At 48.0% G+C, this 26,540-nt stretch carries 27 protein-coding genes and 1 pseudogene; 9 read left to right on the top strand and 19 right to left on the bottom strand.

Translation table 11 applies throughout. From position 1 onward, the window contains the following. Positions 1-10 precede the first annotated feature (10 nt). The 8 genes from NYE69_RS01515 to NYE69_RS01550 form a co-directional block, all read right to left on the bottom strand. Positions 11-2,080, bottom strand: a complete 2,070-nt coding sequence (locus NYE69_RS01515; RefSeq protein ID WP_328269661.1) for a hypothetical protein — start codon at positions 2,078-2,080, stop codon at positions 11-13. A gap of 192 nt (positions 2,081-2,272) precedes the next feature. After that, entirely contained in the window at positions 2,273-2,692 is a 420-nt protein-coding gene (locus NYE69_RS01520) for a phage tail assembly chaperone (protein ID WP_036618711.1), read from the bottom strand. 46 nt (positions 2,693-2,738) lie between these two features. Continuing rightward, positions 2,739-3,215, bottom strand: a complete 477-nt coding sequence (locus NYE69_RS01525) for a phage tail tube protein (protein WP_036618709.1) — start codon at positions 3,213-3,215, stop codon at positions 2,739-2,741. Positions 3,216-3,228: 13 nt separating this feature from the next. Then, a complete protein-coding gene (locus NYE69_RS01530) occupies positions 3,229-4,557 on the bottom strand; it encodes a phage tail sheath family protein (RefSeq protein WP_328269662.1) in 1,329 nt (442 codons plus the stop codon). Next, entirely contained in the window at positions 4,550-4,756 is a 207-nt protein-coding gene (locus NYE69_RS01535; RefSeq protein WP_036618704.1) for a hypothetical protein, read from the bottom strand. The genes NYE69_RS01530 and NYE69_RS01535 overlap by 8 nt, the downstream gene beginning before the upstream one ends. Further along, positions 4,746-5,189, bottom strand: a complete 444-nt coding sequence (locus NYE69_RS01540; protein ID WP_328269663.1) for a phage tail terminator family protein — start codon at positions 5,187-5,189, stop codon at positions 4,746-4,748. The genes NYE69_RS01535 and NYE69_RS01540 overlap by 11 nt, the downstream gene beginning before the upstream one ends. A 543-nt stretch (positions 5,190-5,732) precedes the next feature. Beyond that, a complete protein-coding gene (locus NYE69_RS01545; RefSeq protein ID WP_340923113.1) occupies positions 5,733-6,731 on the bottom strand; it encodes a copper amine oxidase N-terminal domain-containing protein in 999 nt (332 codons plus the stop codon). 786 nt (positions 6,732-7,517) lie between these two features. Then, positions 7,518-8,294, bottom strand: a complete 777-nt coding sequence (locus NYE69_RS01550; protein WP_340923116.1) for a hypothetical protein — start codon at positions 8,292-8,294, stop codon at positions 7,518-7,520. 394 nt (positions 8,295-8,688) lie between these two features. Here NYE69_RS01550 and NYE69_RS01555 point away from each other — a divergent pair, with 394 nt between their 5' ends. Further along, positions 8,689-9,033 carry a helix-turn-helix domain-containing protein gene (locus NYE69_RS01555; protein ID WP_340923119.1) on the top strand — a complete coding sequence of 115 codons (345 nt, stop codon included), beginning with the start codon at positions 8,689-8,691 and terminating at the stop codon, positions 9,031-9,033. Between the two features lie 158 nt (positions 9,034-9,191). Here the strand turns inward: NYE69_RS01555 and NYE69_RS01560 are convergent, their stop codons facing one another. The 3 genes from NYE69_RS01560 to NYE69_RS01570 all read right to left on the bottom strand — a co-directional run bounded on the left by NYE69_RS01560 (position 9,192) and on the right by NYE69_RS01570 (position 11,959). After that, a complete protein-coding gene (locus NYE69_RS01560; RefSeq protein ID WP_340923122.1) occupies positions 9,192-11,054 on the bottom strand; it encodes a DUF2075 domain-containing protein in 1,863 nt (620 codons plus the stop codon). A gap of 13 nt (positions 11,055-11,067) precedes the next feature. Further along, entirely contained in the window at positions 11,068-11,400 is a 333-nt protein-coding gene (locus tag NYE69_RS01565) for a nucleotide pyrophosphohydrolase (protein ID WP_340923124.1), read from the bottom strand. Positions 11,401-11,605: 205 nt separating this feature from the next. After that, positions 11,606-11,959, bottom strand: coding sequence for a helix-turn-helix domain-containing protein (locus NYE69_RS01570; protein ID WP_340923127.1), 354 nt, complete (start codon positions 11,957-11,959; stop codon positions 11,606-11,608). Positions 11,960-12,143: 184 nt separating this feature from the next. Here NYE69_RS01570 and NYE69_RS01575 point away from each other — a divergent pair, with 184 nt between their 5' ends. After that, positions 12,144-12,482: a helix-turn-helix domain-containing protein gene (locus NYE69_RS01575; protein ID WP_340923130.1), complete on the top strand. Its 339-nt coding sequence runs from the start codon at positions 12,144-12,146 to the stop codon at positions 12,480-12,482. A gap of 185 nt (positions 12,483-12,667) precedes the next feature. Here the strand turns inward: NYE69_RS01575 and NYE69_RS01580 are convergent, their stop codons facing one another. Then, on the bottom strand, positions 12,668-13,021 hold the full coding sequence (locus NYE69_RS01580; RefSeq protein ID WP_340923133.1) for a helix-turn-helix domain-containing protein: 354 nt from the start codon (positions 13,019-13,021) through the stop codon (positions 12,668-12,670). Positions 13,022-13,182: 161 nt separating this feature from the next. Between NYE69_RS01580 and NYE69_RS01585 the strand changes: the two genes are divergently transcribed. Both NYE69_RS01585 and NYE69_RS01590 read left to right on the top strand, forming a co-directional pair. Beyond that, positions 13,183-13,545, top strand: coding sequence for a hypothetical protein (locus tag NYE69_RS01585; RefSeq protein WP_340923136.1), 363 nt, complete (start codon positions 13,183-13,185; stop codon positions 13,543-13,545). Between the two features lie 224 nt (positions 13,546-13,769). Beyond that, on the top strand, positions 13,770-13,991 hold the full coding sequence (locus tag NYE69_RS01590; RefSeq protein WP_124332336.1) for a hypothetical protein: 222 nt from the start codon (positions 13,770-13,772) through the stop codon (positions 13,989-13,991). Positions 13,992-14,136: 145 nt separating this feature from the next. Here the strand turns inward: NYE69_RS01590 and NYE69_RS01595 are convergent, their stop codons facing one another. Further along, positions 14,137-14,901 carry a hypothetical protein gene (locus NYE69_RS01595; protein ID WP_340923139.1) on the bottom strand — a complete coding sequence of 255 codons (765 nt, stop codon included), beginning with the start codon at positions 14,899-14,901 and terminating at the stop codon, positions 14,137-14,139. Between the two features lie 323 nt (positions 14,902-15,224). Here NYE69_RS01595 and NYE69_RS01600 point away from each other — a divergent pair, with 323 nt between their 5' ends. The 3 genes and pseudogenes from NYE69_RS01600 to imm47 all read left to right on the top strand — a co-directional run. Further along, positions 15,225-15,560 carry a helix-turn-helix domain-containing protein gene (locus tag NYE69_RS01600; protein ID WP_340923142.1) on the top strand — a complete coding sequence of 112 codons (336 nt, stop codon included), beginning with the start codon at positions 15,225-15,227 and terminating at the stop codon, positions 15,558-15,560. A 212-nt stretch (positions 15,561-15,772) separates the two neighbouring features. After that, the gene (locus NYE69_RS01605) at positions 15,773-16,753 is read left to right on the top strand and encodes an Abi family protein (protein ID WP_340923145.1); all 981 of its coding nucleotides are present in this window, start codon (positions 15,773-15,775) and stop codon (positions 16,751-16,753) included. Positions 16,754-16,901: 148 nt separating this feature from the next. Continuing rightward, positions 16,902-17,401 (top strand): annotated as a pseudogene (gene imm47 / locus NYE69_RS33585) (Imm47 family immunity protein); the annotation flags it as partial. 43 nt (positions 17,402-17,444) lie between these two features. On the opposite strand, the gene NYE69_RS01610 reads toward imm47, so the two are convergent. From NYE69_RS01610 to NYE69_RS01630, 5 genes are all read right to left on the bottom strand, one after another. Next, positions 17,445-17,660 (bottom strand): hypothetical protein, encoded by a 216-nt coding sequence (locus NYE69_RS01610; protein ID WP_340923149.1) that lies wholly within the window; start codon positions 17,658-17,660, stop codon positions 17,445-17,447. Between the two features lie 42 nt (positions 17,661-17,702). After that, positions 17,703-18,164 carry a DUF2269 family protein gene (locus NYE69_RS01615; protein WP_124332334.1) on the bottom strand — a complete coding sequence of 154 codons (462 nt, stop codon included), beginning with the start codon at positions 18,162-18,164 and terminating at the stop codon, positions 17,703-17,705. Positions 18,165-18,179: 15 nt separating this feature from the next. Next, positions 18,180-18,785 carry a TetR/AcrR family transcriptional regulator gene (locus NYE69_RS01620; RefSeq protein ID WP_328269670.1) on the bottom strand — a complete coding sequence of 202 codons (606 nt, stop codon included), beginning with the start codon at positions 18,783-18,785 and terminating at the stop codon, positions 18,180-18,182. A gap of 95 nt (positions 18,786-18,880) precedes the next feature. Then, entirely contained in the window at positions 18,881-20,638 is a 1,758-nt protein-coding gene (locus NYE69_RS01625; RefSeq protein ID WP_340923155.1) for an ATP-dependent nuclease, read from the bottom strand. 86 nt (positions 20,639-20,724) lie between these two features. Further along, entirely contained in the window at positions 20,725-22,296 is a 1,572-nt protein-coding gene (locus NYE69_RS01630) for a BCCT family transporter (protein ID WP_340923157.1), read from the bottom strand. 268 nt (positions 22,297-22,564) lie between these two features. On the opposite strand from NYE69_RS01630, the gene NYE69_RS01635 reads away from it, so the two are divergent. Then, on the top strand, positions 22,565-24,859 hold the full coding sequence (locus NYE69_RS01635) for a bifunctional 2',3'-cyclic-nucleotide 2'-phosphodiesterase/3'-nucleotidase (RefSeq protein ID WP_445744808.1): 2,295 nt from the start codon (positions 22,565-22,567) through the stop codon (positions 24,857-24,859). A 97-nt stretch (positions 24,860-24,956) separates the two neighbouring features. Here the strand turns inward: NYE69_RS01635 and NYE69_RS01640 are convergent, their stop codons facing one another. After that, a complete protein-coding gene (locus tag NYE69_RS01640; RefSeq protein ID WP_036618654.1) occupies positions 24,957-25,445 on the bottom strand; it encodes a pyridoxamine 5'-phosphate oxidase family protein in 489 nt (162 codons plus the stop codon). A 200-nt stretch (positions 25,446-25,645) separates the two neighbouring features. Here NYE69_RS01640 and NYE69_RS01645 point away from each other — a divergent pair, with 200 nt between their 5' ends. Further along, positions 25,646-26,455 carry a hypothetical protein gene (locus tag NYE69_RS01645; RefSeq protein ID WP_340923164.1) on the top strand — a complete coding sequence of 270 codons (810 nt, stop codon included), beginning with the start codon at positions 25,646-25,648 and terminating at the stop codon, positions 26,453-26,455. Positions 26,456-26,540 lie beyond the last annotated feature (85 nt).

The following is a 26,540-nucleotide window of genomic DNA, read 5'->3' on the forward strand; positions in this document are numbered from 1 at the left end:
ATCCCTCCTACTAACCATAGACAGCATCCGCCGAGGTGACGATATCCTGTTCTAATTTTTCTGTGATATGCGCAATGATCGTATTGATGTCGCTCTGCTGACGGACATGGGTATCCCCGAAACTGATCGACGGCTGCAAGGTAACGTAATTCTGGATATTTTTCAGTTCGGCCAGCTCACGCATCATTTTTAAATCCTCCGAGGAAATATCCACGGTTTCATTAACACGGTCCACGCTGCCGACGTTCCCGACGCTGCCGATGTTGGTGATGTTTGCTCCCTGCCCCGCGGCACCCGTAAAGCCCGCCCCCGGTTCCTTCCCAAAGCCGGATGTGAGAGAGTTTGCACCATTGGCAAGATCGTTAAAGCCCTGTGCTCCAACCGAATATCCTTGTTTAGAAGAATCGGCGATATTTTTATATTGCATTCTTCCAAATTCAGCGGCATTATCCGCCTTCTCCGGGGGAACCAGGCTATCCAACTTATTCTTAAATTTATCGCTGAGCGCATGAATATTTTTCTCATCAAGCATTTCTATAGTCTTGTAGTCGGTGCCAAACAGCTTGTTAAACCCTTCAATTAACCTGTTAATACCTTTCAGTGCACCGTTAATCGCCTGAAGAATAACACTCATAAACCCGCCGGCAAAATCTTCGGCGGAACGCAACATATCATACAGATAACCGCCAAACGTCATCGCCAAGTCGTAAATCAGCTTTTGAATCGCATAGATTGGATTGCTGAATACGTTGATCCAAAATTCGGCAAAGCTGACAATCAAATTGTAAACTAATGCGAATACGTTATATATAAAGGCATACAACCCGTAAAATAGCCCGACGACAAAGCCGATGATTTGCTCGGCGGAAACCCCGAAATTCATCAGCACACCGATAAGCAGGGCAATTCCGGCGGCGATGAGCAGTATCGGCCAATAGGCGGCGAGCCAAAGTATCGCTTGGGTCACAAGCGGCGCAACCATCGCCCAGAGCATGATCGTCATCAGCCCCAAGGCCGCTATAATTCCGAGAACGATAAAATAAGAGGAAGAACCGTTGGACGTGAATGCTCCAAAGAACGCCGCCAGCCCATCGGCCACCTCGCCCAAAAAAGACCCTACGATGCTTAAGCCTGCCCCCAAGCCGTCGATAAAGCTCTTGAACGCATCGCTGTTCAACACTTCCAGGAAGGAGTCAAACATTGGCCCAAGCGCGTTTAGCCCCTGACGGCCTATCGATCCGAGCTGGAAGTTAAAGGTGTCTACCACCCGCTTCCATTTCACCGCCGGGGAGTCCATCATCGTTTCAAAAGTTGCCTGCGTCATCCGCTGTTTGTTCAGCAGCTCATCCATCGCCGCGATGACGCCGTTCACGTTACCCTGCTGCCCCGCCGTTTGAACTCCGCTGTTATCGATCGCCCCGGCCGAAATATCGAAAGATCCTAAGCCTTCCGTACTTCCGGACAGTACTTGCGAAAGCGCATCGGCAGCCCCTTCTAACCCTTGCCCGGGGTTAAGCTGCTCAAGCCGCATTGCCAGCATATTCAGCTCGGCGAGTTGCGCGGGATCGGTCGTAATCGACATAAACTTCTGCGTACCGGCCATTGCGGTGTCCACATCTTGTCCGTACCGCAGCGCCTGCGAGGCTGTCTGGTCAAAAATCTGCTGCCCCGCCCCCGGGCTGCCGGCACGGAAGGAAAGTTGATCGATCGCGGTTTGCTGCTGGGCACCATCGCTTAAGATCTTGCCAAGGAACTGTTTGCCCGTCTCCGCGATCTTACTCAGGTCCATCTTTTTAAAAGCTTCGACAAGCTTGTTCCCCTTCTTGGCGGACTCGTCCAGCTCCTGGTTAAATTCCTCTTGCGCTTGCGTGGCCTGCATCGCTTCACGATGCGCCTGCAATTCCGTGGATATAATTTGCTTGAGGGCCCCCAGGAATACCGCCATCGTTGCCACGTTACGGTTCATCGCTTGCTCGGAGGCTTCCCAGACGGTAATCGACTGCTCGGCCGGCTGAATGATCTGAGGAAGAATGCTCCTCATTCTGTTGTACATTTCTAACATGTAATCTGCACTTGCCATGGCTTCACCTTCTTTCCAGGCAGGATGTTCACTTTTTCTTCGCCGCTTTTTTCTCGGATTTGATGGTCTCCTGGATCATCGCGATGAGCGCTGCCTTTTGCTTTGCGCCCAACGCGGCGAACTCCCAGGGCATCAAGTGGTAGCGGTTCAGGGCGAAGAGGGCGCAGACCGTTTCGCCGTCGCCCTCATCGATCAGTTTTTTACTTCATCCGCCAGTTCGTTGATGCTCTTGTCGAAGCCGTTGATCTCCTGGACCTTCTGCACAAGTGTGGCGTATTCGCCCGGGAGCAGCATCTTCCGCAGGCATTGATCCGCGCCCATCACCTGATAGGATTGCTGAAGCTCGGCATTCTTCAAATCCGGGAATACGACGCTGGCGACCGCCAGCTTGGCCAGGTATTCATCGGTGTTCGTCTCGTAGCTGACCATCCCTTTGTCCTTCACCTTGCGCTGGCAGGATTTGCGGATCGTCTCGTTCTCTTCCTCGGTCATGCTGCGCAGGCGCCACGGGACCGGCTGGCCCTGCTCATCCTTGAAACGTTCGGACACGACAACTTCCTCCACCAGTCCGGCGGCGGCATTTTGCGCAAAAAAAGCAGATAAAGAGCTCATTCGTGAATCTCCTCCTGAATGGTTTTATTTTTCCGTTAAAGAATCGTTAGTTGGTCGGCTGAATCGCGTTAAAGGATTCCATCACGTCATAATCCTCGAAGGTAAACGGAATCTCTTCCTCAAGCATATCCTCGCTGGACGCGTCGAATTTGGCCGCAATGATGCTGTCGAGGTTGCAGTTCCGCAGGAACACGGTTTGTTTGCCCGCGCTGCTTCCCGGCTGCTCGTTCGTAATCATCAGATCGAACCAGAAGTCGTTCCCGTTCTTCACGTAGTCCTCCATCAGCTTGCGGAAAAAGGAGGATACGTAATAAATGGTCAGCGTGCCTGTGCCTTTCCAGCCGGCCGACCGCTGCGGCGTACCCGTTCTGCCCAGCGTCGGGACGTCCACTTTCGATTTTTCGATCGTCGACTCCAACGTTTTAGCGTAGAACAGCTCCTCCGTCCGGTCGCCGATTTTTACGAAGGCTTTGGCCTGTTTGCCGCTTATCGCATCTTTCACATTAAAAAAAGAACCTGCCATGTTTTCGTCCTCCTTAGTTGACCGTGACGGTCATGTAGATTTTTTCGATACTATCCACCGGCTGCACGCTCAGATTGATGACAACGGCGTCCCCGTCGATGCCCGGCAGCACTTCCAGATCGGTCTCCGCGTTGAAATTCTGAATCGCTCCAATACCCTGCAGGGTTCCCAGATAGCTGAGCACCTCGCCTTTCAACAAATTGCGGCCGTCCGCGTTGTTTCCGACTTTCCCGATGTAACTTGCGCCAAAAGTACGCTGAATGTCCCGCGCGATCGTGTCCAATACCCGCACGACGCGGTTTTTGCTGAAATGCTTGGCTTTTTCGGGCGTAAATGTCTTGAAGGTGTTGATATCCTGCTGGATCTGCACCTTGCCATTCGCCGCCGTCAGCACCAGCTCGCCGTTTTGCAGCGCCTTGATTGTCTCGCTGTACGTCAGTTTCGGCGTTACGTCAACCGCATTCGGAATCTCCGCATAGGTGAGCGATTCATTGACGGCAGCTCCCGCTTCCATCGCGGCGATTTCCCACAGCAGGGAAAGGGGCTCCACCGTCAATCCTTCGGCGGTGATCACGCTGTTCTTCAAGCTGATGACCCCTTCGTAGTCCGCTTGCGGGTAATTGTAGAGGACGGTGACGAACTTCTTGCCTTCATCGTCCCGCAGACGTTTTGTATAAGCCACGGCCAATTGCTTCAGCGCGGAATCGTCGGTCGGCAAACCAAGCACGTCGAACTCCTCCGCTTCCAAAGCCGTCAAAGCATCGGTCCAGTCGCCGTTTCCGCCTGTACCTTCCTTGCCGCCCGCCAGCGCCGTTCCCGCCGTTTCGGTCAACTCACCGCTGCCCGCGAACGTAACGAAATCATTGCTTACGAGCGCCTCGGCCGAACCGACGATCTGGGCGTCGACTTCCTCGCCTTCCAGCAACGTGCGGACTTCGTAAGCGTCCGGTTGATCCACGCTGGCCTGCACGACGATTTGCAGGTCATTGCCGCGCGAGCCGCCGTATTTGGCGGTAGCCGTCAAATTGCCGATAGCGGCCGTAGCCTTTACGGCGTTTTTGGCCCCCAGCCGATAGATCAGCACCTGGCTGGCGTGCGCCATCGCCGCTGCAATGTGGCGGATTCTTGCGTCAGCCGCATTAAAGCCCAGCAGCTTCAAGGCGTTCTGCAGAAAAGTCGCCGCCTCCAGCTTGATCAATCCGCTTGGCCCCCAAGGCAGCGATGCCGGAAAAGCCGCTACCCCGCGCTCGCCGACCGTGCCTAGCGGGCGAGCCGCCGATTTAAAATTAATGTAAACCCCCGGAGATACTTTATTTTGCGTTGTCCATGTGCCGTTAGCCATGTTCCTTCACTCCTCTTTGGATAAATGATTGTAGCGCCTGCTCGGCCTGGGCTTCCGTATAGGCCGCCCCGTCCTCCAGCGTCACGTGCAAAATGTCCTTTTCCACGCCGCTAAAGCGTTTGGCCGCCAGCAGCTGGGCCTTGGAAAAAGTCCGTTCCGCCGGTGCCACAGGCTTGTCCGCTTTCTTCTTAAACACCATCTTTGACCTTCCCCTCCTGCCGAAGTTTTCTCATCTTGATCTCTTCGCTGGCCGGCGACCAGACCCATTGGCGGAATGTCAGGTACAGATGCAGCGTCCCGTCGTCCTTGATTTCGGCGTTTATGCCCGCCCCATGCGACAGCCCGTCATCCGCCGGAAAATCCGCAAACAGCTCGCAGAGCTGCTCCGCCATGTCGTAGGCGGACTCTCGGCTGCGTTCCGCCGCGGGGAAAAACCCGACATCAAGCGAATAGGTCCGCTTAAAGCGCCGCCCCAGCTCCTGATTCTGCTCCGATTTCAGCAGCCGCACGAAAAAGCACGGCCCCGTGAATCCTTCCGGACTCGGCTCGGTATAAACCGGCAGATCCGGAAACCGGGCCGCTACCGCCGCAGCCACGCGCTGCACCACGTCGTTCATGATCGACTGTGACAAATGCTCACCTGCCTTCGCTTAGGCTTGTTTTTCCCGCCGATTTTCAGAGGCTCAGCATTCCGGACCGCATCAACCGGCATCGAACGGCCGACGCTTCTAGAACACTTAACGGCTGGCCCCATCCGGCGTCCCTTCTATTGCACAATTGTTCGAACGCCCTTCCTCTATAGCGCCTACCTGGTATCATCACCCGCTGCAATGAGGGCCCGCCCAGAAGGGATGCCTGCTGCTGCCTCTGAAACCGGCGAGAAAAAAATAGGGCCGTGAAAGTCTCATTCACAGCCCCGTTCGGTATTAAGTTTTTATCTTTCGACACTATCATTTTATCTCGGATTGGCGGCCATCATCGGCCCTAAAGCGGACAAGGGAAGGACAATGAGCGGACAAGTGGGAGGACAGGAAGAGGACAGAAAAAAGATGCTCTGAAAACTGATTGTTTCACAGTACGATAATGAGTAGACAGCCAAATTTGAAATAGCACTGTTAAAAAACCAGGGCGCCCAAGCGAGCGCCTGTAATCGAACGAACCGTTGATTCAGAAAATCAGGACAACTCAAAGCGTTCTTCCTGCTCTATTTCCGAACCAATAAGCCCTACCTTTTTTAAATCTTCAAGATTCAAGTACATGATATTTTTATATTTTTTGACGCGCAAATCTCCTAATACAAAATCGCCTTCTTTGGCGTTCTTGTATTCGTCGGTTAAGGGGATATCGTATCTGACAACCTCAGTACCCACATATTTACCGATCGAAAGCTTACTTTTATCGCTGCTGCCCAAATTAATAATTTTTTCGATTTCCGAGAGCATAGCCAGTGAGATCCAACCTTCGCTCATCAGCGGCGGCAGTTTCTCATTGTTATCTACCGCAGCAACATAATTGGCATCAAAATAATCGGGGTACCCGTTATAACCAGGATCCTTCGATTCTTCAGCGGTTGGAGGTTCGCCGATAATACGGTATTTCGGAGAGTTCTTAGCCACATTGTTTTCCAACTTGATCTCGGCCAGTTCTCTCATCATATTTAATTCCTCTTCGGCTTTGAGACCAATCTCGACGGTTCCATAAGAAGTGAAAAATACATCAATCCCCTCAACGCTGTATGAGGCCCCTCCAAAAGAAGGGCTTGTGATTAAAATACCATTCACTTTCGACGAGTAATTGACGGTGTACCCCGTCATTGCCCCAACAAATTGAAGCGGAATATAAGTCGTGCCGTTCCGAGTAAAGGGCGCTGCCTTCAGAGATTTCTTTTTTCCATTAACATATGCGGTTTTGCTGCCGACTTTAAATGTTACTTTTAATTGATCTGCGGTTCCTGTGGTTTGACCGGATTTCTTATCGTACCCGATGTTTATATTCAGCTTCTCAAATACTTCCCGGAAAGGTACGAATGATTCCCCGTTCCGGTTAATGGATTTCGTGGAAAGTGGCTGCCCATCGACAAAAACATTTGATCCATTGGCGGCCGCTGAAGCGGATACAGCACTTAGACTAAATAACAACACACATACAATAGATATAATAGATAATCTTTTCAACAAAGAGCCCCCCATAAACTTAGGTTAGTTTCCACTAATTACCAGTCTAATAGGATTAGGGCTTGTGTCAAGGAATTTAGTATATGGGTACTAGAATAGTTTTTGGACCAATATGAGTTGTTTATTTACCATTGCACTTCCAGCGAGAAATTCTTATGATACAAATAAGGAACTAATACTAAATATTCCCACAGGAGGTTGTGATGAATTCAAACCTACCCGACGAAAGCAAGCATGAGGATGTAAAGGAAGACATCCATGAGCTTAAACAGCGATTACATGATGTTGAACAGCAACTAAGTCAATCCCGGAATGCCTCACGTAAAATACAGAAGGCAGTCCTGATATTCGTTGCGATTATTTTGGGTATATTTCTACTGTTGATTATAGTAGGGGTTATTCAATTCATGAGCTTTTCTTAAGTGCTCCTATTAGTTTGATATTTGCACTTACGAATATTCAAACGTACACTGGGAATAGAAATAACAGGGACCTTTAGATCATCGGGGAGGCGACCCTCGATTCCACGCCGTGGGGACGTTAAGTAAGACACGGAAACCTTTGTCGCTTCGTCACATTTACTTGCTCTGATGCGGACTACATCGGTTTTTTTATTTATTGAAGAAGAAGAGCCCCAAAAATGGGACTCTTCATATCTCCCTCCTAACTAGCCCCCCAACCCGTGAATCAGAATCTGCACCATCCCGCTGTCCAAACTCCCCACAGTGCCAAGAAGAAAGCTAAGCATAAGGAACGGCAACACGCTTCTTCTCATTTCTTTTCACCTCACAAAATTAGATTTTTATATTGATTCTGTCTTTCCTGGGAAGCCACGTGTCTGAATTGCTCGAATAACTGTACGCAACGAAAAAGCATGGATTCATGGTTAAGTCTTATGGCAAGCTCCAAACTATCTAATAAATTCCGGATCCCCAAATCATGCCGCTGCCTATGCAAATCGTAACAAGCGAGCTCCGTTAAGAAACGGACATAATGATCGGCCACAATCTGCGCATTGTATTTGCCAAAACGGTAGAGCCGTTCTTTTAGCGCAAAATGCGGTCTGAAACGCTCCAGAAGATCATCCACATTCAACTGGTATCGGTTAGCCGCCTGCAAAATCCGGTACATCGCCGGAATCATCTCGTGCTCCTTGGCAGCAACGCATTCCGCGTAATGCGCCAGCACCTCAACCTCACCGGACATCAAACGGTATAAGTAAGTATTCGCTTTTCCCCAATCCCGAAACTGTTCGGCAATCTGCCGCTCTTGCTCGCTCAATCCCTCGCCATTACGCGCCTCATAATTAACATACCGTCTAACATATTCCAAAGCCTGATCATACTCTTGGCGAGCGTCGCAAACATTCGCCTTTAACAAATAAGCATAAAGGAAGTAAAAAAGCGGCGGCCTGGACGTAGACGTGTTCTTGCCTTCCCTGCCTTGGGGTTTTATCTTGCGAAAACGCTTAGTACGAAGAGCTAGTGCCGCTTTCTCCCCCAACTTTACCGCCAAGCCGTTAACACGATCCCACTGATGCAAAGAGGCGTACACATCCGCCAAATCCTTTAGCGCCTCCAACTGAGCCACTTCTTCCAACCGCTCAACATAAGGCTCAAATTGTACGGCCGCACGCATATTTTCCTCTTGATCGTCGCCGAGGCTGATCGTAAACAGCCGATAGCGGCTAAGCGCCAAACGTTCGGAGTGCTGATACCTTTCGCACTCGGCGACGCAGTCATACAGTAGTGCCGCAACCTTTCAGTTTCATAGGTAAACCTCCTTTAATGGCAGAAACCTACGGTAAGAATCATTGCAGAAACTACGTACTCACCCACATATGCCCACTTTTGATTCAATTATACTATATATAAGTAGTATATTGCATATAAAAAACTAAATTTACTGCCCTGCATAATATCTTCCCAGTCACCTAAGCTTATACTGAGGTGACGAAATGGCAGAATTGCGCAATTTTCTAGGGAATCGAATCAGAGCAATCCGAAATGCAAAAGGCCTCACCCAGCAAAATTTGGCGGATATATCCGGCTTGGACTATAGATATATCGGAGCAATCGAACGTGGAGAACGAAATTTCTCTATAGATAATTTGGAAAAGGTGCTTGTTGCCTTAAACGTTTCGCTCCATGAAGTTGCTTACTTAAGCGTCGAACAAGGTAAAGTCGAAACAGCACGTTGGGAAGCCATTGATCACTTTATTGCAAGTACCGAAGGATTATCGGAGGAGCAGATTGAGATTTTGCGGCGGGTAAATCAGGAGGTTGTGAAGGCGTTTAAATAGTCTTTTCCGGGGAAATTTGATTCCTCACCGTATAATGGGCACATACGTTAACACATTAGTTTTAAGCCACTTTGTAGGATGACTTAAAACTAATGTGTTGGTCAACTCGTTGTACGGTTCACATCGAATAATCCTCACTACCTGTAATACTTCATTTTCTATGTTGTAATCCCCAACTGCCCCTCCAAATACTCCCTCAACTCCGGGTTCCGACAGTACAAATAACACCCCTTCATCCCTCGGGAAATCAGCACTTTATAGATGTTTTTAATCAGCTTGGTGAGCTGGGCGTTGTTGTTTTTCAGGCCTCTTTTGCCCATGGTGTCTTTGTATTCGTTGTAATCGGCGTAGAGCTCCATCGTCGCCGGATCGTATTTCAGATCGTTGCCGATGATGACGCCGACGTAGTCGAATTCCAGGCCTTGCGAGGTATGGACGCAGCCGATTTGCTCGACGCCGGCCTCGTGGATGGCCCAGGTGCTGGAGATGGAACGGCCGTTCCAAGGCATTTGGAAGCCGTGCTCCGGGATGGTCACGTCCGCGACTTCGCCGTTGCGGTTGCCTTCGGTGTCTTTGGTCCAATCCCAGGCGAATCCGGCAAGCATCCGTGCTTTATACCCAGCGTCTACCTTCGCTTTGATCTCTTCATATACGGCATTAGGCGTGTCAAGCAGTTTGAACTCAAAAGTTTCCCGGTCCCAGCCGTTAAAGTTGGCCGTCGGACGGATTTGCAGCACGTGGTCGATCCAGTTAATGAAACCCTCAGCTCCCGAACAGCGGAACTGGGCCGACAGCGTGTATTCGTGAATTTCGGAGCCATAAGTACTAGCGATTCGTTCGATTTCGGACACAGTGCCGATGTCGTCCGGCCGAATCCGCTGGAACTCATCGATGAAAAAGACGTTGACCTTCGAGGCCTTGATAATATCCTCAATCTGATTGACGCCGCGGTACTGGTAGGCCCCTTTTCCTTTCAGGCGGTGGGCCTCATCGACGACGAGGACGTCAAAGAAATTTTCCGGGGTATCGACAAATTGACCTGATCCCGCAAACAAATTGCGAACCCGCGCTTTGTTCTTCGGCTGCTGCTTCGCCAGCGTCTCCACCATGACCGTTCTAAAGGAGGCGTTGGGGGCGACAAACTTGGCGTTCAGCTTTTGCTTCAGCAAGCCGCCCAGCGCGTTCATGGAAATGACGGATTTACCGGTACCCGGCCCGCCTTTGATAACGATCGTTTTTTTCCGGCTCATGTCTTTGGCCAAACTGATGATCGTCTCATAAGCGACCTTCTGTTCGTCCAGCAAAATAAACTCGGCGTTCCCTTTGAACAGCCCGTCCACATGGTCAATCAGCTTTTTGGAGGGGCGGATTTTCCCGTTCTCAATGAAGTAAAGCAGATTAATGCCGTTTCCTTTGCCGACGTATTGATGTAAAAACTCCTGAAGCTTCGCCGTATCGTCCGCCGTAAATAACGGGGCTTCCCGGATGATGTTTTGGTAGCGTTCGCTCTTTAGCGGATCAGGCTCCTGCACGCGGTAGTTATGCAAATAAGCACAGGAATAACCCTTAAGCTCACTACTGTGAATCGCTTCATTCATATCGTCCAGAAACTGGAGGTAAGACCATGCTTGGTAGGACGGATGAGGAATCTCGCGCTGTCGGCCGTTGATGTAAGCCACGACCACATCCTCCCGGTCGGTCGCCAAGGCCGCATCCCACTGCTTCAGTTCCACGATCACGAAGTTATCCCGGCCTTCCGTGTCCTGCCCCGCCACGATGAAATCGATGCGCTTGCTGGTCGCCGGGATATTGTATTCGATCATGACACCACAATCGTCGGCAATGTTGGAATTACGGATGACTCGTTCCATGAACTGCATGGAGTTGTTCCAGGCTCTTTTTTCGCCCGGGCTCGGTTTCATCCCCATCTTGTTGAGAAATGCTCGCTCGATCTCCACGGTGATTTGGTTGCGGTCCACCGACTCCCGAAATTTCAACGCGTTGCTGCTATAAATAATCATGCTGCCTGCACTCCTATAGCTCGGTATATTTGGTCATTTTGCCAAAGGCCTTGTCCACCGGATATTTGGCGGCGTTTCTCCGCATTTTGTCCCGGATCACGTCCTCGATCTTAAGGTCCAGCGCATCAGCCAAATACACGGCGTAGATCAGCACGTCGGCCAGTTCGTCGACGATTTCTTGTTTTTTATACGACACCGCGTCTTCGGACGATCTCCATTGAAAATTCTCCAACAGCTCGGAAGCCTCCAAGCTTAGCGAGATCGCCAAATCCTTCGGATTGTGGAATTGCCCCCAGTTCCGCTCCTCCCGAAAAGCGAGCAGCATCTTGATCAGCTCTTCATTCATGTTTGTGCTCCTATCATTCTGTAATAGAGTTTGAGCCGTACCCGTCCCCATGCAAAAAAGAGACGGTCCACCCCCTTGGTATAGGGCCCGCCTCTTGTCGTTCTTGGTGTGGCCATGCTTTGGCCCATGGTTGAATTTTCCTACCTCCAACTTATTACGGAATGGGAGATTCGTCAAATTGATCGGACTTATTCTTTAACCTGTTTTAGGATGAGGTATCCGTCTTTAAAATCTCCTTTAAAACATTCTTAGCCAACCTCATTTTCTCATCATTGGCTTCTCGAAGCATGTCCACAACCTCTTGTATAGAATGATCCATAGGAGTTATTTGCATTTCCTCTTCAACGTAAGCAAACAACTGGATCAAATTAACTTCCAAAGCCTCTGCAATTTTGGCCAAATTCACAAGTGATACGTTTTTCTCTCCACGTTCAACTTGCCCGATATATGAAAAATGGAAGCCGCCCTTCTCTCCTAAAGCTTCCTGGGACAACCCCTTTTCTTTTCGCAGCACACGAACTCTAGCTCCTACGAGCTTTAATACCTTTTTGTCTTTCACGAGATTCACCTCTCTATGTAGAAGTGTAGTCAAGTTTCCGAGAGGTATCAACAGAGGGAACTTGGGAGGCCGAAGAAAAATATTCTCATTTATTTTTATACTTATAAGCACTATTCAAACGATTAAATTCCTACTATAATTATATATGTGACCTTGCCAAAACTAAAAGAAGAGGTGGAAATCCATGAGTTTACCAAAAATTGTTGGAAAACGAATACGCGAATGCAGAAGAAAGAAGAATTGGACCCAGGAGCAACTAGCCGAGGCTGCTTCGCTTCATAACAGTTACATAGGCAGCGTAGAGCGTGGAGATCGCAATATTTCTTTGGAAACATTGAAAAAAATCGCTTTGGCTTTAGACGTACCGGCAGGGGAGCTAGTTCAGTCGGAAGAAGCATTGGACAAGCAGCGTTTGCTTGATGAACATTTGAAGTTGGTAAGTGGTAGAAAGGCGGAAGAGATCGCGTTGATCACGAAGATCACTAGAGATGTAATTTGGGGGATGGAGATGAGGGGGAACTAATTAACGGAAGGTAAGAGACAATTACTAGCGTACACGACATGAATGAAAACAATCTGCAAATTCCAAGTTGCTGTCCTGGATTCAATAATTTTTTAGTACGGTAAAACCACTCCGCTAAACAGGTGGAGTGGTTTTATTAGTCCATGTATCTAACTCCGTATCATTATCAGTTCACTCGCCCCAGTCTATTTCTCCTTCACATCCATGGTATCCAAAACATCCTTGATCACGCGAAAAATAAGCTTGTTCTCTTCCAAGGAACGGCCATAAAGCAGCGAATTTATTACCTCTATTACCTCAGACTTATCCTTCCATGAATTCACGTTCGTCATTTCATGGAACTGAAACATAACCGCTAAAGGCACGTCCAATCCCTGAATGATTTTCTCCAGCGTTTCGATGGAAATATTACGCACTCCACGCTCAACTGTTCCTATGTATGATGCATTAACCCCAGCTTTTTCAGCAAGCTGTTCTTGGGTAAGTCCTTGTTCTTTCCTCAATTGCTTAATCCGTCTACCTATGATTTTCAGCAGCACATTTACCACCTCTCTATCAGATTAGAGAAGCATTGTGCCCATAAACAGAACATGATATGCATCTTATTATTGTAAATAGTGCTTATATACACTAAAATGAAATTGTCGCTAGATTCTTTCACGAATCCCTTGAACTTCCAAGTATGAAGAAGGGAAAATCAATGAAGTATCTAAACGTTTCTGTAGAGCCTTTGGATGATTCAAATACGGTTTATTTTTACGGAGAAGCCCTGCCCATGGATTATAACTTGCTTAATATAACTCCTTATGGCTGCCCCGAAAGTGAGTTTCTTAAGGTGAGTGAAGCCATGCAGCAGTTAGTGAATCAAACCTTGGAACGGACTCATATTAATTTGTTTGTGCAGCAAATCAATCTTCCGACTTATGGAGCTATCCACGGATTCTTAAAGTTCGGCCCGAATAATAAAGAAAACCATCAACCTCTTATTAACAGAAGGCTAATGGTTTGGGTGTTCGATAAAAAAATTCAAGATTGCCGTGCTTTAGGATTCTACGAGTTATGACTTAAAATCCATATTCGAATGCCTTTTCCCCCTCATAAAACGTTCAAACCGAAGTAACATTGCTCCTCCATCCTAGCCAAGTTCTTGAAAAAAACAACTTTAAGGGGGCAGGCATTACTGTGTAATGTCAAATTTCGTAACAGTATTCTTCATTGCACTTCCAGCAAGAAATTTTTATGATTAAAATAAGGTATTGATACCAAATATCCCCTCAGGAGGTTGCGATGAATTCAAACCTACCCAACGAAATCAAGCCTGACGATATTAAGGAAGATATCCATGAGCTTAAAAAGCGTTTATACGATGTTGAACAGCAACTAAGCCAATCTCGGAATGCCTCACGTAAAATAATGAAGATCGTACTCACTTTCGTTGCGATTATTTTGGGTATTTTTCTATTGTTGACAATAGTAGGGGTTATTCAATTCATAAGAGGCGGAAGCTGATCTTCAACTTTATTTCCCTTCCTCGTTGACCGTCTGCCGATCGTCCGTGTATAGTGTGGTTCGATTATGTAGCTTTTTCAAGTGAAAACCGCCCTCCCCATGCCAAGAAGGCAAGACGAAGGGCGATTTTTAGGGTCGGTTTTCCCTAGCGGTTTACGGTGTAGTTTTTCCCGTAATTATTATCCCAGTAAATTTGTCCATTGACGGTGTAGGCAATAGCGTACTTAATTTGTGAAACGCTGGAGTCGATATTGTTAAAGCTGTAATGCCAGTTTTCTACGCTGTCGTCAGAGTTTGCGGGTATGGAGTAACTGGCGTGTCCTTCCCGGGTTGTATTCCAGTTGTCGGTTGTATAGACGATTTTGACCTCTTTGCTGTAGTTTAAGTTTTTGACGTATACGCTCCCCTCGAAATTGTTCAAATATAAGGAGTCGTATGCTCGAAGCACGTTTGGTTTACCAAGGATGGTTGAGCTATCAGTGTAACGGCTGACCGAGTAGTTTTGTCCATTGTTGTTGTCCCAGTAGGTTTGTCCGTTAACTTCATATTTGATTGCGAATTGAATCGTCTGGGCATTAATAAGTTCCGGATGAGTATTGTTCATGCTGTTGGTCGACACCAGGAACTTCCACTGTTCGTGCGTGGAATCCGTTGGTCCTTCATAGGAAGCGTCCGTATCGTACCATCGTCCATCTCCGGGAGTATAGTGAATGGTTACGTTTTTTTCAGGGCTGAGGTTGCTTACTTCGACGTTACCGCTGAAGCCCACGTAGCCATACTTGTAAATATAGAGATTGGCCGAAATCAGTTGAACCGGCTGGTCGCTTGCAAATGCAGATTGCGCAAACGTTAGCACAAAAACGACTATCAACGCCAAACCCGACAGTATCTTCTTAGCTTTTCTTAACACTCTCTACCATCTCCTATTATTTGGTATAACTTATACTATTAAAATATCACAAAATATACCAATAATAAACAGATATTTCTTAAATTTTCTGAAATAAATGAAAATTAATTGGTTTATTAATTAAATTTACATTCAAACGTTTGCTCAAAACCGTCTTGCTCTCCAGATACCCCACAGGGGCTGGCAGAAGCTAAGTATAATGAACAGCAAGCACTCGGTTTATCGTTCATATTTTTTGTACTTATAAGTGCTATTAAATCGCTTATATTTCTATTATAATTATATATGTGCCTTGCCAAAACTAAAAGAAGAGGTGGAAATCCATGAGTTTACCAAAAATTGTTGGAAAACGAATACGCGAATGTAGAAGAAAGAAGAATTGGACCCAGGAGCAACTAGCAGAAGCTGCTTCGCTTCATAACAGTTACATAGGCAGCGTGGAGCGTGGAGATCGCAATATTTCTTTGGAAACATTGGAAAAAATCGCTTTGGCTTTAGACGTACCGGCAGGGGAGCTAGTTCAGTCGGAAGAAGCATTGGACAAGCAGCGTTTGCTTGATGAACATTTGAAGTTGGTAAGTGGTAGAAAGGCGGAAGAGATCGCGTTGATTACGAAGATTACTAGGGATGTAATTTGGGGGATGGAGATGAAAAACTAAGCTTCTCTTTTACTCACCTAAGGTCTATACTGAGGCGAGAAATGGAGGAATTATGTAATTTTCAATTGTCGATACTTTTGGAAACTTCTGTACGTGAAGTTGCTTCACTTGTGGTACGACTCAAGCACATATAATACTAAGCAAACGAAACTCGCCCCCTCATTTTCACTGGAACTTTGTGGTATAATCTGGATGTGAGGGGGAGTTGAATTATGTCGAAAATTAAAAATATAGATTCACTAATGAAATACCTTAGAGACAGACATAACATTGCAATTTCTGGTGGTCACCAAAAAAGAAGACTAAGAAATATCGGCTACTATCATGGTTACAAAGGTTATCGCTTTATCAATACACCCTCACGTAAAATTGCATATACAGATTTCAACCAGGTTTTAGCGATTAATTCTTTTGACCTAGACTTGAAGTCAATTTTTTACCCTCACATAATGTTCATTGAAACGGCACTAAAAAATTATGTTCTTGAAGTAACCTTACAGCACTCAAATACTGAAAACTTTAATGAAATATTCGATAAATGTTTAACTTATTATAAAACTTTCGCAACTGGATCTGATGAATATAAGAAGGCATTGAAAAAAAGGCTAGGGTTGCGAGAAAAAATTTATAATACTTTAACACGTGATTACACAAACAACAGACAGGTTGTTCAACATTTCTATCATAAAGACGAATCAGTTCCTATTTGGGCTATATTCGAGGTTATTAGTCTCGGGGAATTTGGGAATTTTGTTTCTTGCTCGAATATTAATATTAAGAAGAATATCTCGACATCACTAAATTTGAACCAGTCTTGTGATGCCAATGGAAAACTAACTGAAAGCATTATCTATATTATAAAGGACTTAAGAAATTCAATTGCACATAATGATGTTGTATTTGATACAAGATTCAAGAGTAGCAATCCAAATGGGTCTTTGTTAGCTTGTCTAAGACTGGACACTCAAATTACCAACATAAATTTCCATACTATTATTGATTATCTTATACTTGTTATTTATCTCCTTAAGAACTTTCATGTTACCAAAACAGAATTAAACAAAGTTGTAAATAAATTTGAGATCTTGATTAACAACTTTCGAACACTGGTTCCAATAAGCATTTACAATCAAATTTTTCACACTGATACCAGAAATAAGCTAAATTTATTAAAATCATTTATTAGCACTTAAAATTATTGCATCACTTATGCCCTAATTGTATAATATATATAGAGAATAGCGGTGGATGTCTTCGGACTACACCTAAGGGAATCGGACGCGTCCGATTCCCTTTTCTTTTTATCAGCGTATTTTTGCACGCTGACCTGATTATTCGCAAAAACCTCTGCTGATTCATTTAATGAATCACACCGAAGATCGGGCTCTATTAAACCTTTGCATTCGGTTGTTCTGCTCCATCGCCACTCATGAAGATTTAAGGAATCCCGATCATCTACGGTTTCTGGCAAGTGTCCCGGCGGATATTGTTCATACCTTCGCGTCTGCAGAGGTTACTTCGCTTTTGCTGGAGGTTGTTCCTTATCTTTTGGCCTTGCTGGAGGATTGGGAAGAAGTGCACGAGACCTCCACGATCCTAAGAGAGGCCATCAATGCGATTATTGATTATGAAGAGCCGTTGGACTCGGGCGCTTCGGTTGAAGAGATCGGGCGTTATTACTGGGAATACTATTGTCGATTGGGTCCGAACGGAAGGTGCCCGGGGAGTTCCGCACCGTTGTCACCGAACACAATTACAAGGATTTCATCGATTATGTCAGAGAATCCTTCAGAGAAAATTGGGAGGCCGGGGAAAAATATTTTTACGGGCGTAAACTATAGCCTCCCGAGTCTTCTTTTATGTTCGCCGTATGGAGGTAGAATATCATGATGGAATTAGATCGGGATAGGGCAAGATGGGCGGTACCATGCTAATAAGTTCTTCCCGCATCCATACAAAATGAACCGTGCCGGTCAACACAAACATGGCGGCGACTCCGCCCCGAAGCGCAACAGGCCATGAGCGCAGACGTTTTACTCCCGCGGCTCCCAGAGCGAGAATGACAAGCGTGACGACAACAAGAACAATAAGGGGTTCCATCGTATGACCTCCGTTATTTTCGGTTTCGAGAGTACCCGCAGTTCAGAATCCTTTCATCACCATCAGGTAAAGAATAACGAGCGGCAGCAGTGTAGCGGCTGTGCCGCATATGGCCCATATCCGGGAAGCGCGGCGGTATTCCGCAGAGATTGTGCCGCTCTCTATGCATTCGGCGCTATACCGGATCATTTTGCGCTGCATTGGAATCAGAACGGCCAGCCAAACGAGTCCGGTAACGGCAAACAAGCCTAGGGAAAGGGTAAGCCAGTTTAGACCCGACAACGAGAATCCCGATAATCCGGCCATAGTACCGCCTGAGAGGACGATCAGGACGAACCCGGGAATGGTAAAAACATAGTCCGCAAACATGACATTTTTGACAGCATGGTGAATGACTTGCGGGTTCCCGGTCAGGTCGGCCCGAATTTTCCAAAATGCCGCCGTCACGATATTTCCAACCATCAATAAGACGCCGATCAGATGCAAGGTTAACCAAAGTCCCATTTTCCCCTCCCCTTTCTATTCCTGTTCTCTGCGGGGATTTAGAATATCCGTCATCAACGCCGTTAAGTCCTGCGCTTTAAGAATCGCCCGTACATTCGGAATGCTTGAGCGGATGCGGAAACCGAGCGTCATCAGGGTGAACATTTCCGCTGTTTTTTCCGCATCCACCGTCTCTGGAATGACTCCGTGCTTCTGGCCCGTTTCAATCCATACCTTGGATAAATATACAGACCGATCGTAATACTCCTTCAACGCTTCCGCGACTAAGGGGTCTTCTTCCTTGCCGAGTAAATACAGCAGCACTTTGTTGGTAATGCTATATGGGCTTTCATACTCGATAATACTCTCCTTGATTTTCTGCATCGGGTCGTCGAAATTCCGGCGGCCATGCTCAACCTCATTCATGAAACGTCTATTGGTTTCTTCGAGAACTTCTTGCAAAAGCAAAACAAAGATTTCGTCTTTGCTTTTGACATAATGGAAAATCGCCCCTTTGGACAGGCCGGATCTGTCCATGATGTCCTGCATCGTAATCGAATAGCAGCCCTTTTCCTCAATCAATGCCTTGGTTGCGTCAATCAGCCGTCTTGTTGTCTGTTGTCTGCGTTCCTCCTGTTTCAAAGCCGCCCCTCCATGTAACCATTTAAATTTTATATGTTTATTATAAATACAGACCGTCGGTTTGTAAATATGCAAAGAGGATATTGAACGATAACTTACTCATTCACCACCGTAATATCCTCATCCCTAATTTTCCAAAGCGGATCATGAATTAACCCTTTCTGTGCAATAAATCCGCTCACTTTCTTCGTTAATTCATATAGACTTGCGTATTCTAAACTGCAATTGTGCTCTTTTCCAATGATTCTGTTTATGATGGTAATAAATTTTTGGGCAGCCTCATTTTCTTCCTCAGCGAAAACTTTCCATGCATTATACGGTTTTAAACCGTCGGCCTTTCCCTCTAGGTACTCGGCTTCAAAATTCGGTATGGATACAAAGGATTTGATGTTAAGGCCCTTCGCCCGCCCTGCCTCAACTTCTCTCATCATTTTTTGGTTCATCGTCCACATGGAATTTATGATGTATTTGCCGTTTCTTTTGATTTTCGGGCTATCCGCATCATGAAGAATACTGTAGTTTACTTTAAAATGATTGAGTATTTTTGACACGGTCACGATATTCGCCTTGCCCAAACAATTGATGACGTGAACCGAGTCCTGTACAATTTTCCCGGTTTGCATGAGTGATTTTACAACCGTGACTTCGGTTTCTCCTTCGACCAGTAAATTATGATTTGCAAAGAAAAATTCGTTGAAATACGGGTTGCAGAAATTCAGCATTTTTAAGTTTTCTTTATCATCGGGTGTAAACTTGGCATCACCTGTAGAAAAATTATTCACCGTATGGTTAGCGCCAGGATCTTTTTCAATTCTAATAATGGTTGTATGGTCTTTCGTTAGATCGATAAAAATAGGTGAATGCGTGGAGATCATCACTTGCCAATCGGAATGCTCAGCAATCGTGTAGAGTGATTCCATGGCGCTTCGAATCGCTGACGGATGCAGAAAAGCCTCCGGTTCTTCCAATAGTAGAATTTTTTTCGTGCCTACGCCGACCGGCTTTTTTTTGACTTGGTGTCTGCCGGTTTCCGCAAGCATCTTTAAGGCCGACCACAGAAAAGTTCTCTGCAGACCCGTACCATGATTGGAAAGCGGTGCTAAATGCTGTTCACTGCTTCCCAGCCGGATAAAGCTGCCGCTGCCGATTAGCTTGTCCGGTTCGATTTTGCCGGCCTGGGGATCAATCTGGATGATGCTTGCTTCCGGAAATACCTTCGTGATTTCTGCGGAAACCATAGTGCATGAACGATTCAACTCTTCCGAAATTTCCGTTTGGACGTCTTCGGCTAACTTCTTAATGTCGGCCAAAAGCTGCTGAACCTTCGTATTATCCCTTTTGGTGTTTTGTTTGATGGCATCGATGAGGATTTCGAGGATTTTTTTCTCCAATTCTGTGGGATCATCGAGCGGGGATATTTTTAAAGGAGTTGGGATCTTGCTCGTCAGAATACTGTCAAAACCGCCCATACCCCCTTTTTCGAACTCCCCAGTCGCGGGATTAAAAGAGAACTTCTCACCGCCCGCATCAGGCGAGGACCAGCGGTATTGCGCTTTGATGCAATTTTTGTACCCGGATTCCTTGTCGTCATGGATCCACTTTTGGGCCAGTTCCCCTTCTTCAACATCCACAAAAATCCCGGTAATGACGGGTTTATTATTGATATTTTCATTATAAAAATCTTTCAGTTTCAAGGGCGCACCCGTCGACGCAAAAGCCTCATAGGCGGATAGGACAGTGGTTTTGCCGACGTTATTTTTACCTATCAGTACGATAATATTATCGATTTTCACCTTTACGCCCTGCGGACCGATCCCCCGGAAGTTTTCAATGATTAACTCCGCCAACTTCATTTCCGTTCCTCCCGTATCCCTGCGAAAATCTTAAAATGAGAAATTAACTAGAATCATTATCTCCTATCCTCCTTCCTAATATCCCTTCATTTCACCTTGTTCTTATTTCTTTTTTCCTCGTTGGCCGCTTTTTCCAGGCGGCTGAAACGTTTCAGATCCGCTTTCCGGATCGGCAGCGGTTCTTGTCTAACCAGCCGGACGACCGCCACCATCAACAGCAGCAGCAGGATCGTAAACGGCAAGGCCGCGATAAGGGAAGCGGTTTGCAGGGCTTCAAGCCCGCCCGCATAGAGAAGGACGCCGGCGATTACCGCCATCAGCCCTCCCCAGACAAACTTCGCAAATTGCGGCGGATTCAGGCTGCCAAACGTGGTCATGCTGGATAAAATATAAGTCGCAGAATCCGCGGAGGTCACCAGAAACACGAAGATCAGCAGAATCGACAACACCGACATAACCGTGGAAAAAGGAAGTTGGCCCAACGTTTGGAATAAAGCAACGGTAACGTCCTCATTCACGGCCGAAGCAATTCCGGTGCGATTATGCAGGTCGCTCCATAACGCCGTACCGCCGAATACCGCAATCCAGAGGCAGGCGATCGCCGGAGGAATAACCATAACCCCCACGATGTATTCGCGAATCGTACGCCCTTTCGAGACGCGCGCGATAAAAGCGCCGACAAAGGGCGACCAGGCAATCGCCCAGGCCCAATAAAAAATCGTCCAGTCGCGCACCCAGGTGCCGCCCCGATAGGGTTGCATCCGCAAGCTGTACCCGATAAAGTTCGAAAAATAATCCCCCAACGCCAGCGTAAAAGTGTCCAAAATGAACACCGTGGGCCCGGTAGCAAACACGAATAACAACAGGGCCAGGGCCAACCCCAGGTTTAAGTTGCTCAAATAGCGGATCCCTTTGTCGAGGCCGGTGGTCGACGACAGCATATAACCCACGAAAATAATGGCGATCACCCCCAATTGAATCGCGATGGATTGATCCAGGCCAAACACCGCTTTAAGTCCGCCGTTCATCTGCAGAGCCCCTAAACCGAGGGATGTGGCCACGCCCATCACTGTGGCTATCACCGCGAGCGTATCCACCGTATTTTTTACGGCGGTTTTACTCCCAAGTACGGGTTCAAGCGCTGTGGACATCAGACCGTTTTTTTGTTTGCGGAACTGCAGAAATCCGATCAACAGCCCCGCGAGCGCCAACACCGACCATTGGCTGACGCCCCAGTGAAAAAAGGCATACCCCATGGCAATTCTGGCCGCCTCGACCGATTCGCCCTGTACTCCTGCAAACGGCGGCGCAAAGAAGTGGCTCATCGGCTCGGCGACTCCCCAAAACACCAATCCGACGCCAAAACCTGCCGAAAACAGCATGCCGATCCAGGTGAAAAAAGGAAACTCCGGCTTCTCCTTTTCCCCGCCCAACCGGATCGCCCCATATTTGCTGATCGCCAGCCAAATCAGAAACAGGATGATCGCAAATACTCCCAGCAGGTACAACCATCCGAAATCCCTTGTGGTGAATTCAAACAAGCGGCTCGAAACCGCGCCAAATCTCCCCGGCATGGTCGCCCCCAGCAGGACCAAAGCAAAAATGATCGCGGCGGATACGGAGAACACGGGATTTTTCCAAATCGATTTATTGTTCATGATGTTTGCCCCCTTAGCTGGCCAGTTTATCCGCTTTATTTTTCCTGGTCATGCTGAGTAATATACGGTTTGCATGAATCGGCGGGACAAGGAGAATATAGTTGACATCCCCCTGCCATCGGTCCAAAAAACCCATGACATTTCCTAGTCCATCCCTTAAAATAAAATCAATTTCATAAGTTTACTTAGTTTTTACGTTTGCTCGGCAGTACCAAAAAAAGAGGGAGGAATAAAATTGATCAAGCACCGAAGTCCAAAGCTTATCCTGATGTCAGCGATCCTGACCGCCAGTCTCGCGGCCATGCCTTTCTCGGCCTTTGCGGCCGACAGCGCCGGGACTACCGTGGAGCTCCGCATCCTGGAGACCACCGATTTGCACGTCAACATCGTCAACTACGATTATTTTGCGGACAAACCAACCGACGAGTACGGTCTGGCGAAAACGGCGACGCTCATCAAGCAAGCCCGTGAAGAAGCCAAAAACAGCGTGCTCATCGACAACGGCGACCTGATCCAAGGGAACCCGCTGGGCGATTACGTGGCCACGGTGGAGAAGCTGCAGGAAGGCCAAACGCATCCGGTCTATAAAGCGATGAATCTGCTGAATTACGATGCCGGCAACCTGGGCAACCACGAGTTCAACTATGGGCTGGATTTCCTCAAAACTGCGCTGAAAGGCTCCAACTTCCCCTATGTGAACGCGAATATTTACATAGACGACAAAGACGGGGATCCCGCAAACGACAAAAATGCGTTTAAGCCATACATCATTTTGGACAAGGAAGTAATCGACAACAACGGAGCGAAGCACACGCTAAAGGTTGGGGTGATCGGTTTCGTGCCTCCGCAAATTATGTCCTGGGACAAAGCCAATCTGGAAGGCAAAGTCATCACCAAAGATATCGTGGAAACGGCCGAGAAGTTCGTGCCGCAAATGAAAGCGGAAGGCGCCGACATCATCATCGCGGTACCGCACTCCGGCTTCGAGGACATTCCGCAAACGCCGCTGATGGAAAACTCCGTGCTGTACCTCAGCAAGGTCAAAGGGATCGACGCGATCCTGTTCGGCCATGCGCATAAAGTGTTCCCGGACGCTTCCTTCGAAGGCAAAACCGGCGTTGACCTGAAAAAAGGCACGATCAACGGCGTTCCCGCCGTCGAGCCGGGCTACTGGGGCAACCATTTGGGAATCATCGACCTGACGCTGGAGCAAACGGACGGCAAATGGACGGTCAAGGATTCCACCGCTTCCGTGAAGCCGATTTACGACACCGCCAACAAGAAGCCTCTCGTCGAAGCCGACCAGAAAATCTGGGACGCGGTCGCCAAGGATCATGAGAACACGCTGAACTACGTGCGCGGTCCGGTCGGCACGACGACGGCGCCGATCAACAGCTGGTTCGCGCTGATTCAGGACGATCCGTCCATTCAAATCGTGAACAACGCGCAAAAATGGTACGTGGAACAGCATCTGCAAGGAACGGAATACGAAGGTCTTCCGATCATTTCGGCGGCGGCTCCTTTCAAAGCGGGCGGACGCCAGGGCGCCAACTACTACACGGACATTCCGGCCGGCAGCATCGCCATCAAAAACGTCGCCGATCTGTACCTGTATTCGAACACGGTTAACGCCGTGCTGGTGACGGGCGCCGAGCTGAAGGAATGGCTGGAATGGTCGGCGGGACAATTCAACCAGATCGATCCGTCCAAAACGGAGGAGCAAGAACTGGTCAACTACGATTTCCCGACGTATAACTTCGACGTGATTGACGGAGTGACTTACCAAATCGACGTCACGCAGCCGACCAAATACGACGCCAAAGGCGGACTTCTGAACGAAAAATCCAGCCGTATCGTCAATCTCAGCTACCAAGGCAAACCGATCGATCCGCAGCAAAAATTCGTCGTGGCCAGCAACAACTACCGCGCCTCGTCGAACAAGTTCGCCAACCCGGACGGAAAGCGGATTATCCTGGCTTCGCCGGACGAAAACCGGCAGGTCGTCATCGATTACATCCGCAAAAACGAAACGATCAATCCAAGCGCGGACGGCAACTGGTCGCTCGCTCCGTTCGGCAGCGCCAACGTAACGTTCGCCACTTCGCCGGCCGCCAAAGACGCCCTGGCCGCCAGCGCCGCATTGGCCGCGAAGCAAAACGTTCTGACGTACCTGAAAAATACGGAAGACGGCTATGCCAAGTTCAAGCTGAGCGTGAATGCCGAAAAGGCCTCCGCCAGCCCTGCTTCCGAACCGGTTGCGCAGCCGGCATCGCCATCGGCGCCGCAAGCCAATCCGGCGGAAACGCCGGCAACGACGCCGGAGCAGCCCGCTCCGGCAGAAGAGCCGCAGGCGGAAGCCAAACCTGTTAAGACGCCGTCTAAGCAGACAATTTCCCAACCGGCAGCCGCCAAAGATACCGTCTATACGGTGGAAAAAGGCGACAACCTGTACCGCATCGCCATCGAACACGGCACGACCTGGCAAGCTTTGGCCAAGTACAACAAGCTGGCGAATCCGCATCTGATCCATATCGGGCAGAAAATTGTGATTCCGGCGAAGTAACCTGTTTCGATAGAACAACCAAAGGCGCGGCCATCATGGCTGCGCCTTGTGTTTTATTTTGTCAGGATGACTTAGTACTTCCCAAACTTTACCCGGTTTAGACCAAAGTCACCGTCTTGTTCACTTCCGCTTCGGAAGCGGCCCCGGTGAACTGCGAGAACATCCGCTTCATCATTTTGGTCCAGTTGCCGGTCTCCCAATATTCGGCCGCTTCGGCCCTCACCTTGATCAAAGCAAGCTGCGGATCGTCGCTGGTCGTATTCAACAGCTTCGCATAGGCCGGGTTCCAGAGCTCCTTGATTTTCGCCCGGTCTTCAACAAGTTCGCCTTTTCCGCGAATGGACACATACGATTTCCCCGCATAGGCTACATTCACATTCGGATTGTCCCGGAGCTGGCGATACTTGTCCGTATCCTCTTTGGTCAGGAACCAGAGATCCCCGTCAAACTCGACTTCCTGCGTTTTCATCGGACGTGACACTAATCCTTCCTTCGTTACGGTGGTAAGCATCGCTATCTCGATCCCTTTGATCAATTCCCGGACCGTCTCAACGGCCGCTTGATGCGCCGCCTGATCATTCGTCATTTTGGTTCCCTCCATTAGGGTTTTGGACTGAATGTTGCTTCCCCGTTAGGTTAAACAGGAAAGCCGGAAAATAAACAGACCCAAGAGGCTGGTTCACATGAACTTAACTATTTTGTAAAGTTTTGTTGTTTTTATGTAAATAATCTGCTTGTTTTCTCTGGTATCATTTCTGCTAGACAAGCTGAAAGGAGTACATAACGTTGAAAAAAGAACTTGGCGCATGGCTGTTGTTGGGGGCCATTTTGCTTGCGGGATGTAGTTCGGATATGCCGGAAGCAGCTTCACAGGCACCAAACGAGCCTACCGGCAATCAAGCATTCACGCAGCCGGGACAAGAGACGAACCAGGGTACAACCAATCCCGAGCAAGGTACAGCGGCAGCGGAGCCGACACAAGAGGCTGAAGAAGGTCCAGCCTGGTCTTCGGAAAACAAAGAAGTGAAGCTTAAGCCTGTGAAGGTCACCGATACTTCCTATGAGGGCCTGACTGTGGAAATCAATGGCGTGAAAAAAGAGTTCGACTGGAGCTTTCCTACGCTCTATGAGCCTCAGGTTTTTTATGCGGATGTGACGGGAGATGGCAAGCAAGAAGCGGTTATCATCTATAGTATAGGAAAAGGTACAGGTTTAAGCCTTGATGAAATCCATGTGCTGGACAGCGGCGATTTTTCGGAAATCAAAGTACCGAGTTACGAGGAAACCGTTGCCAACCATATCGAAACGCATATTACGAACCATGATGATATTCTAGACATTAAAGTGAAAGCTATGGGAAAAGAACACGAATTCCGTTACGAGTCCCCTTATCCGGATTTAGATCAAGATCAGCTTGGGTTCGGCGGCGTAGTTTATTATAACGTGAAGAATCAAAGGCTCACCTCCAACTTGAGTGCAAGCATCGGAGTGGCGGTGTACGTATGTGATGTCCACATCACCTATAAGTTCGACCCTGCCAAAGACGAATTTGTTGCCGATCAAATTGAAGTCGAACCTTTCAGCAACATGAAGTAGAGCGAGCGCCTGCTTGTCACTGACTCGCTTTTCCGATAAAACAAGCCTTCCCCGGCGGTCCTCTTGGCCGACAGAGAAGGCTTGT

The organism is Paenibacillus sp. FSL R5-0527 (assembly GCF_038008055.1).
Taxonomy (GTDB): Bacteria; Bacillota; Bacilli; order Paenibacillales; family Paenibacillaceae; genus Fontibacillus; species Fontibacillus macerans.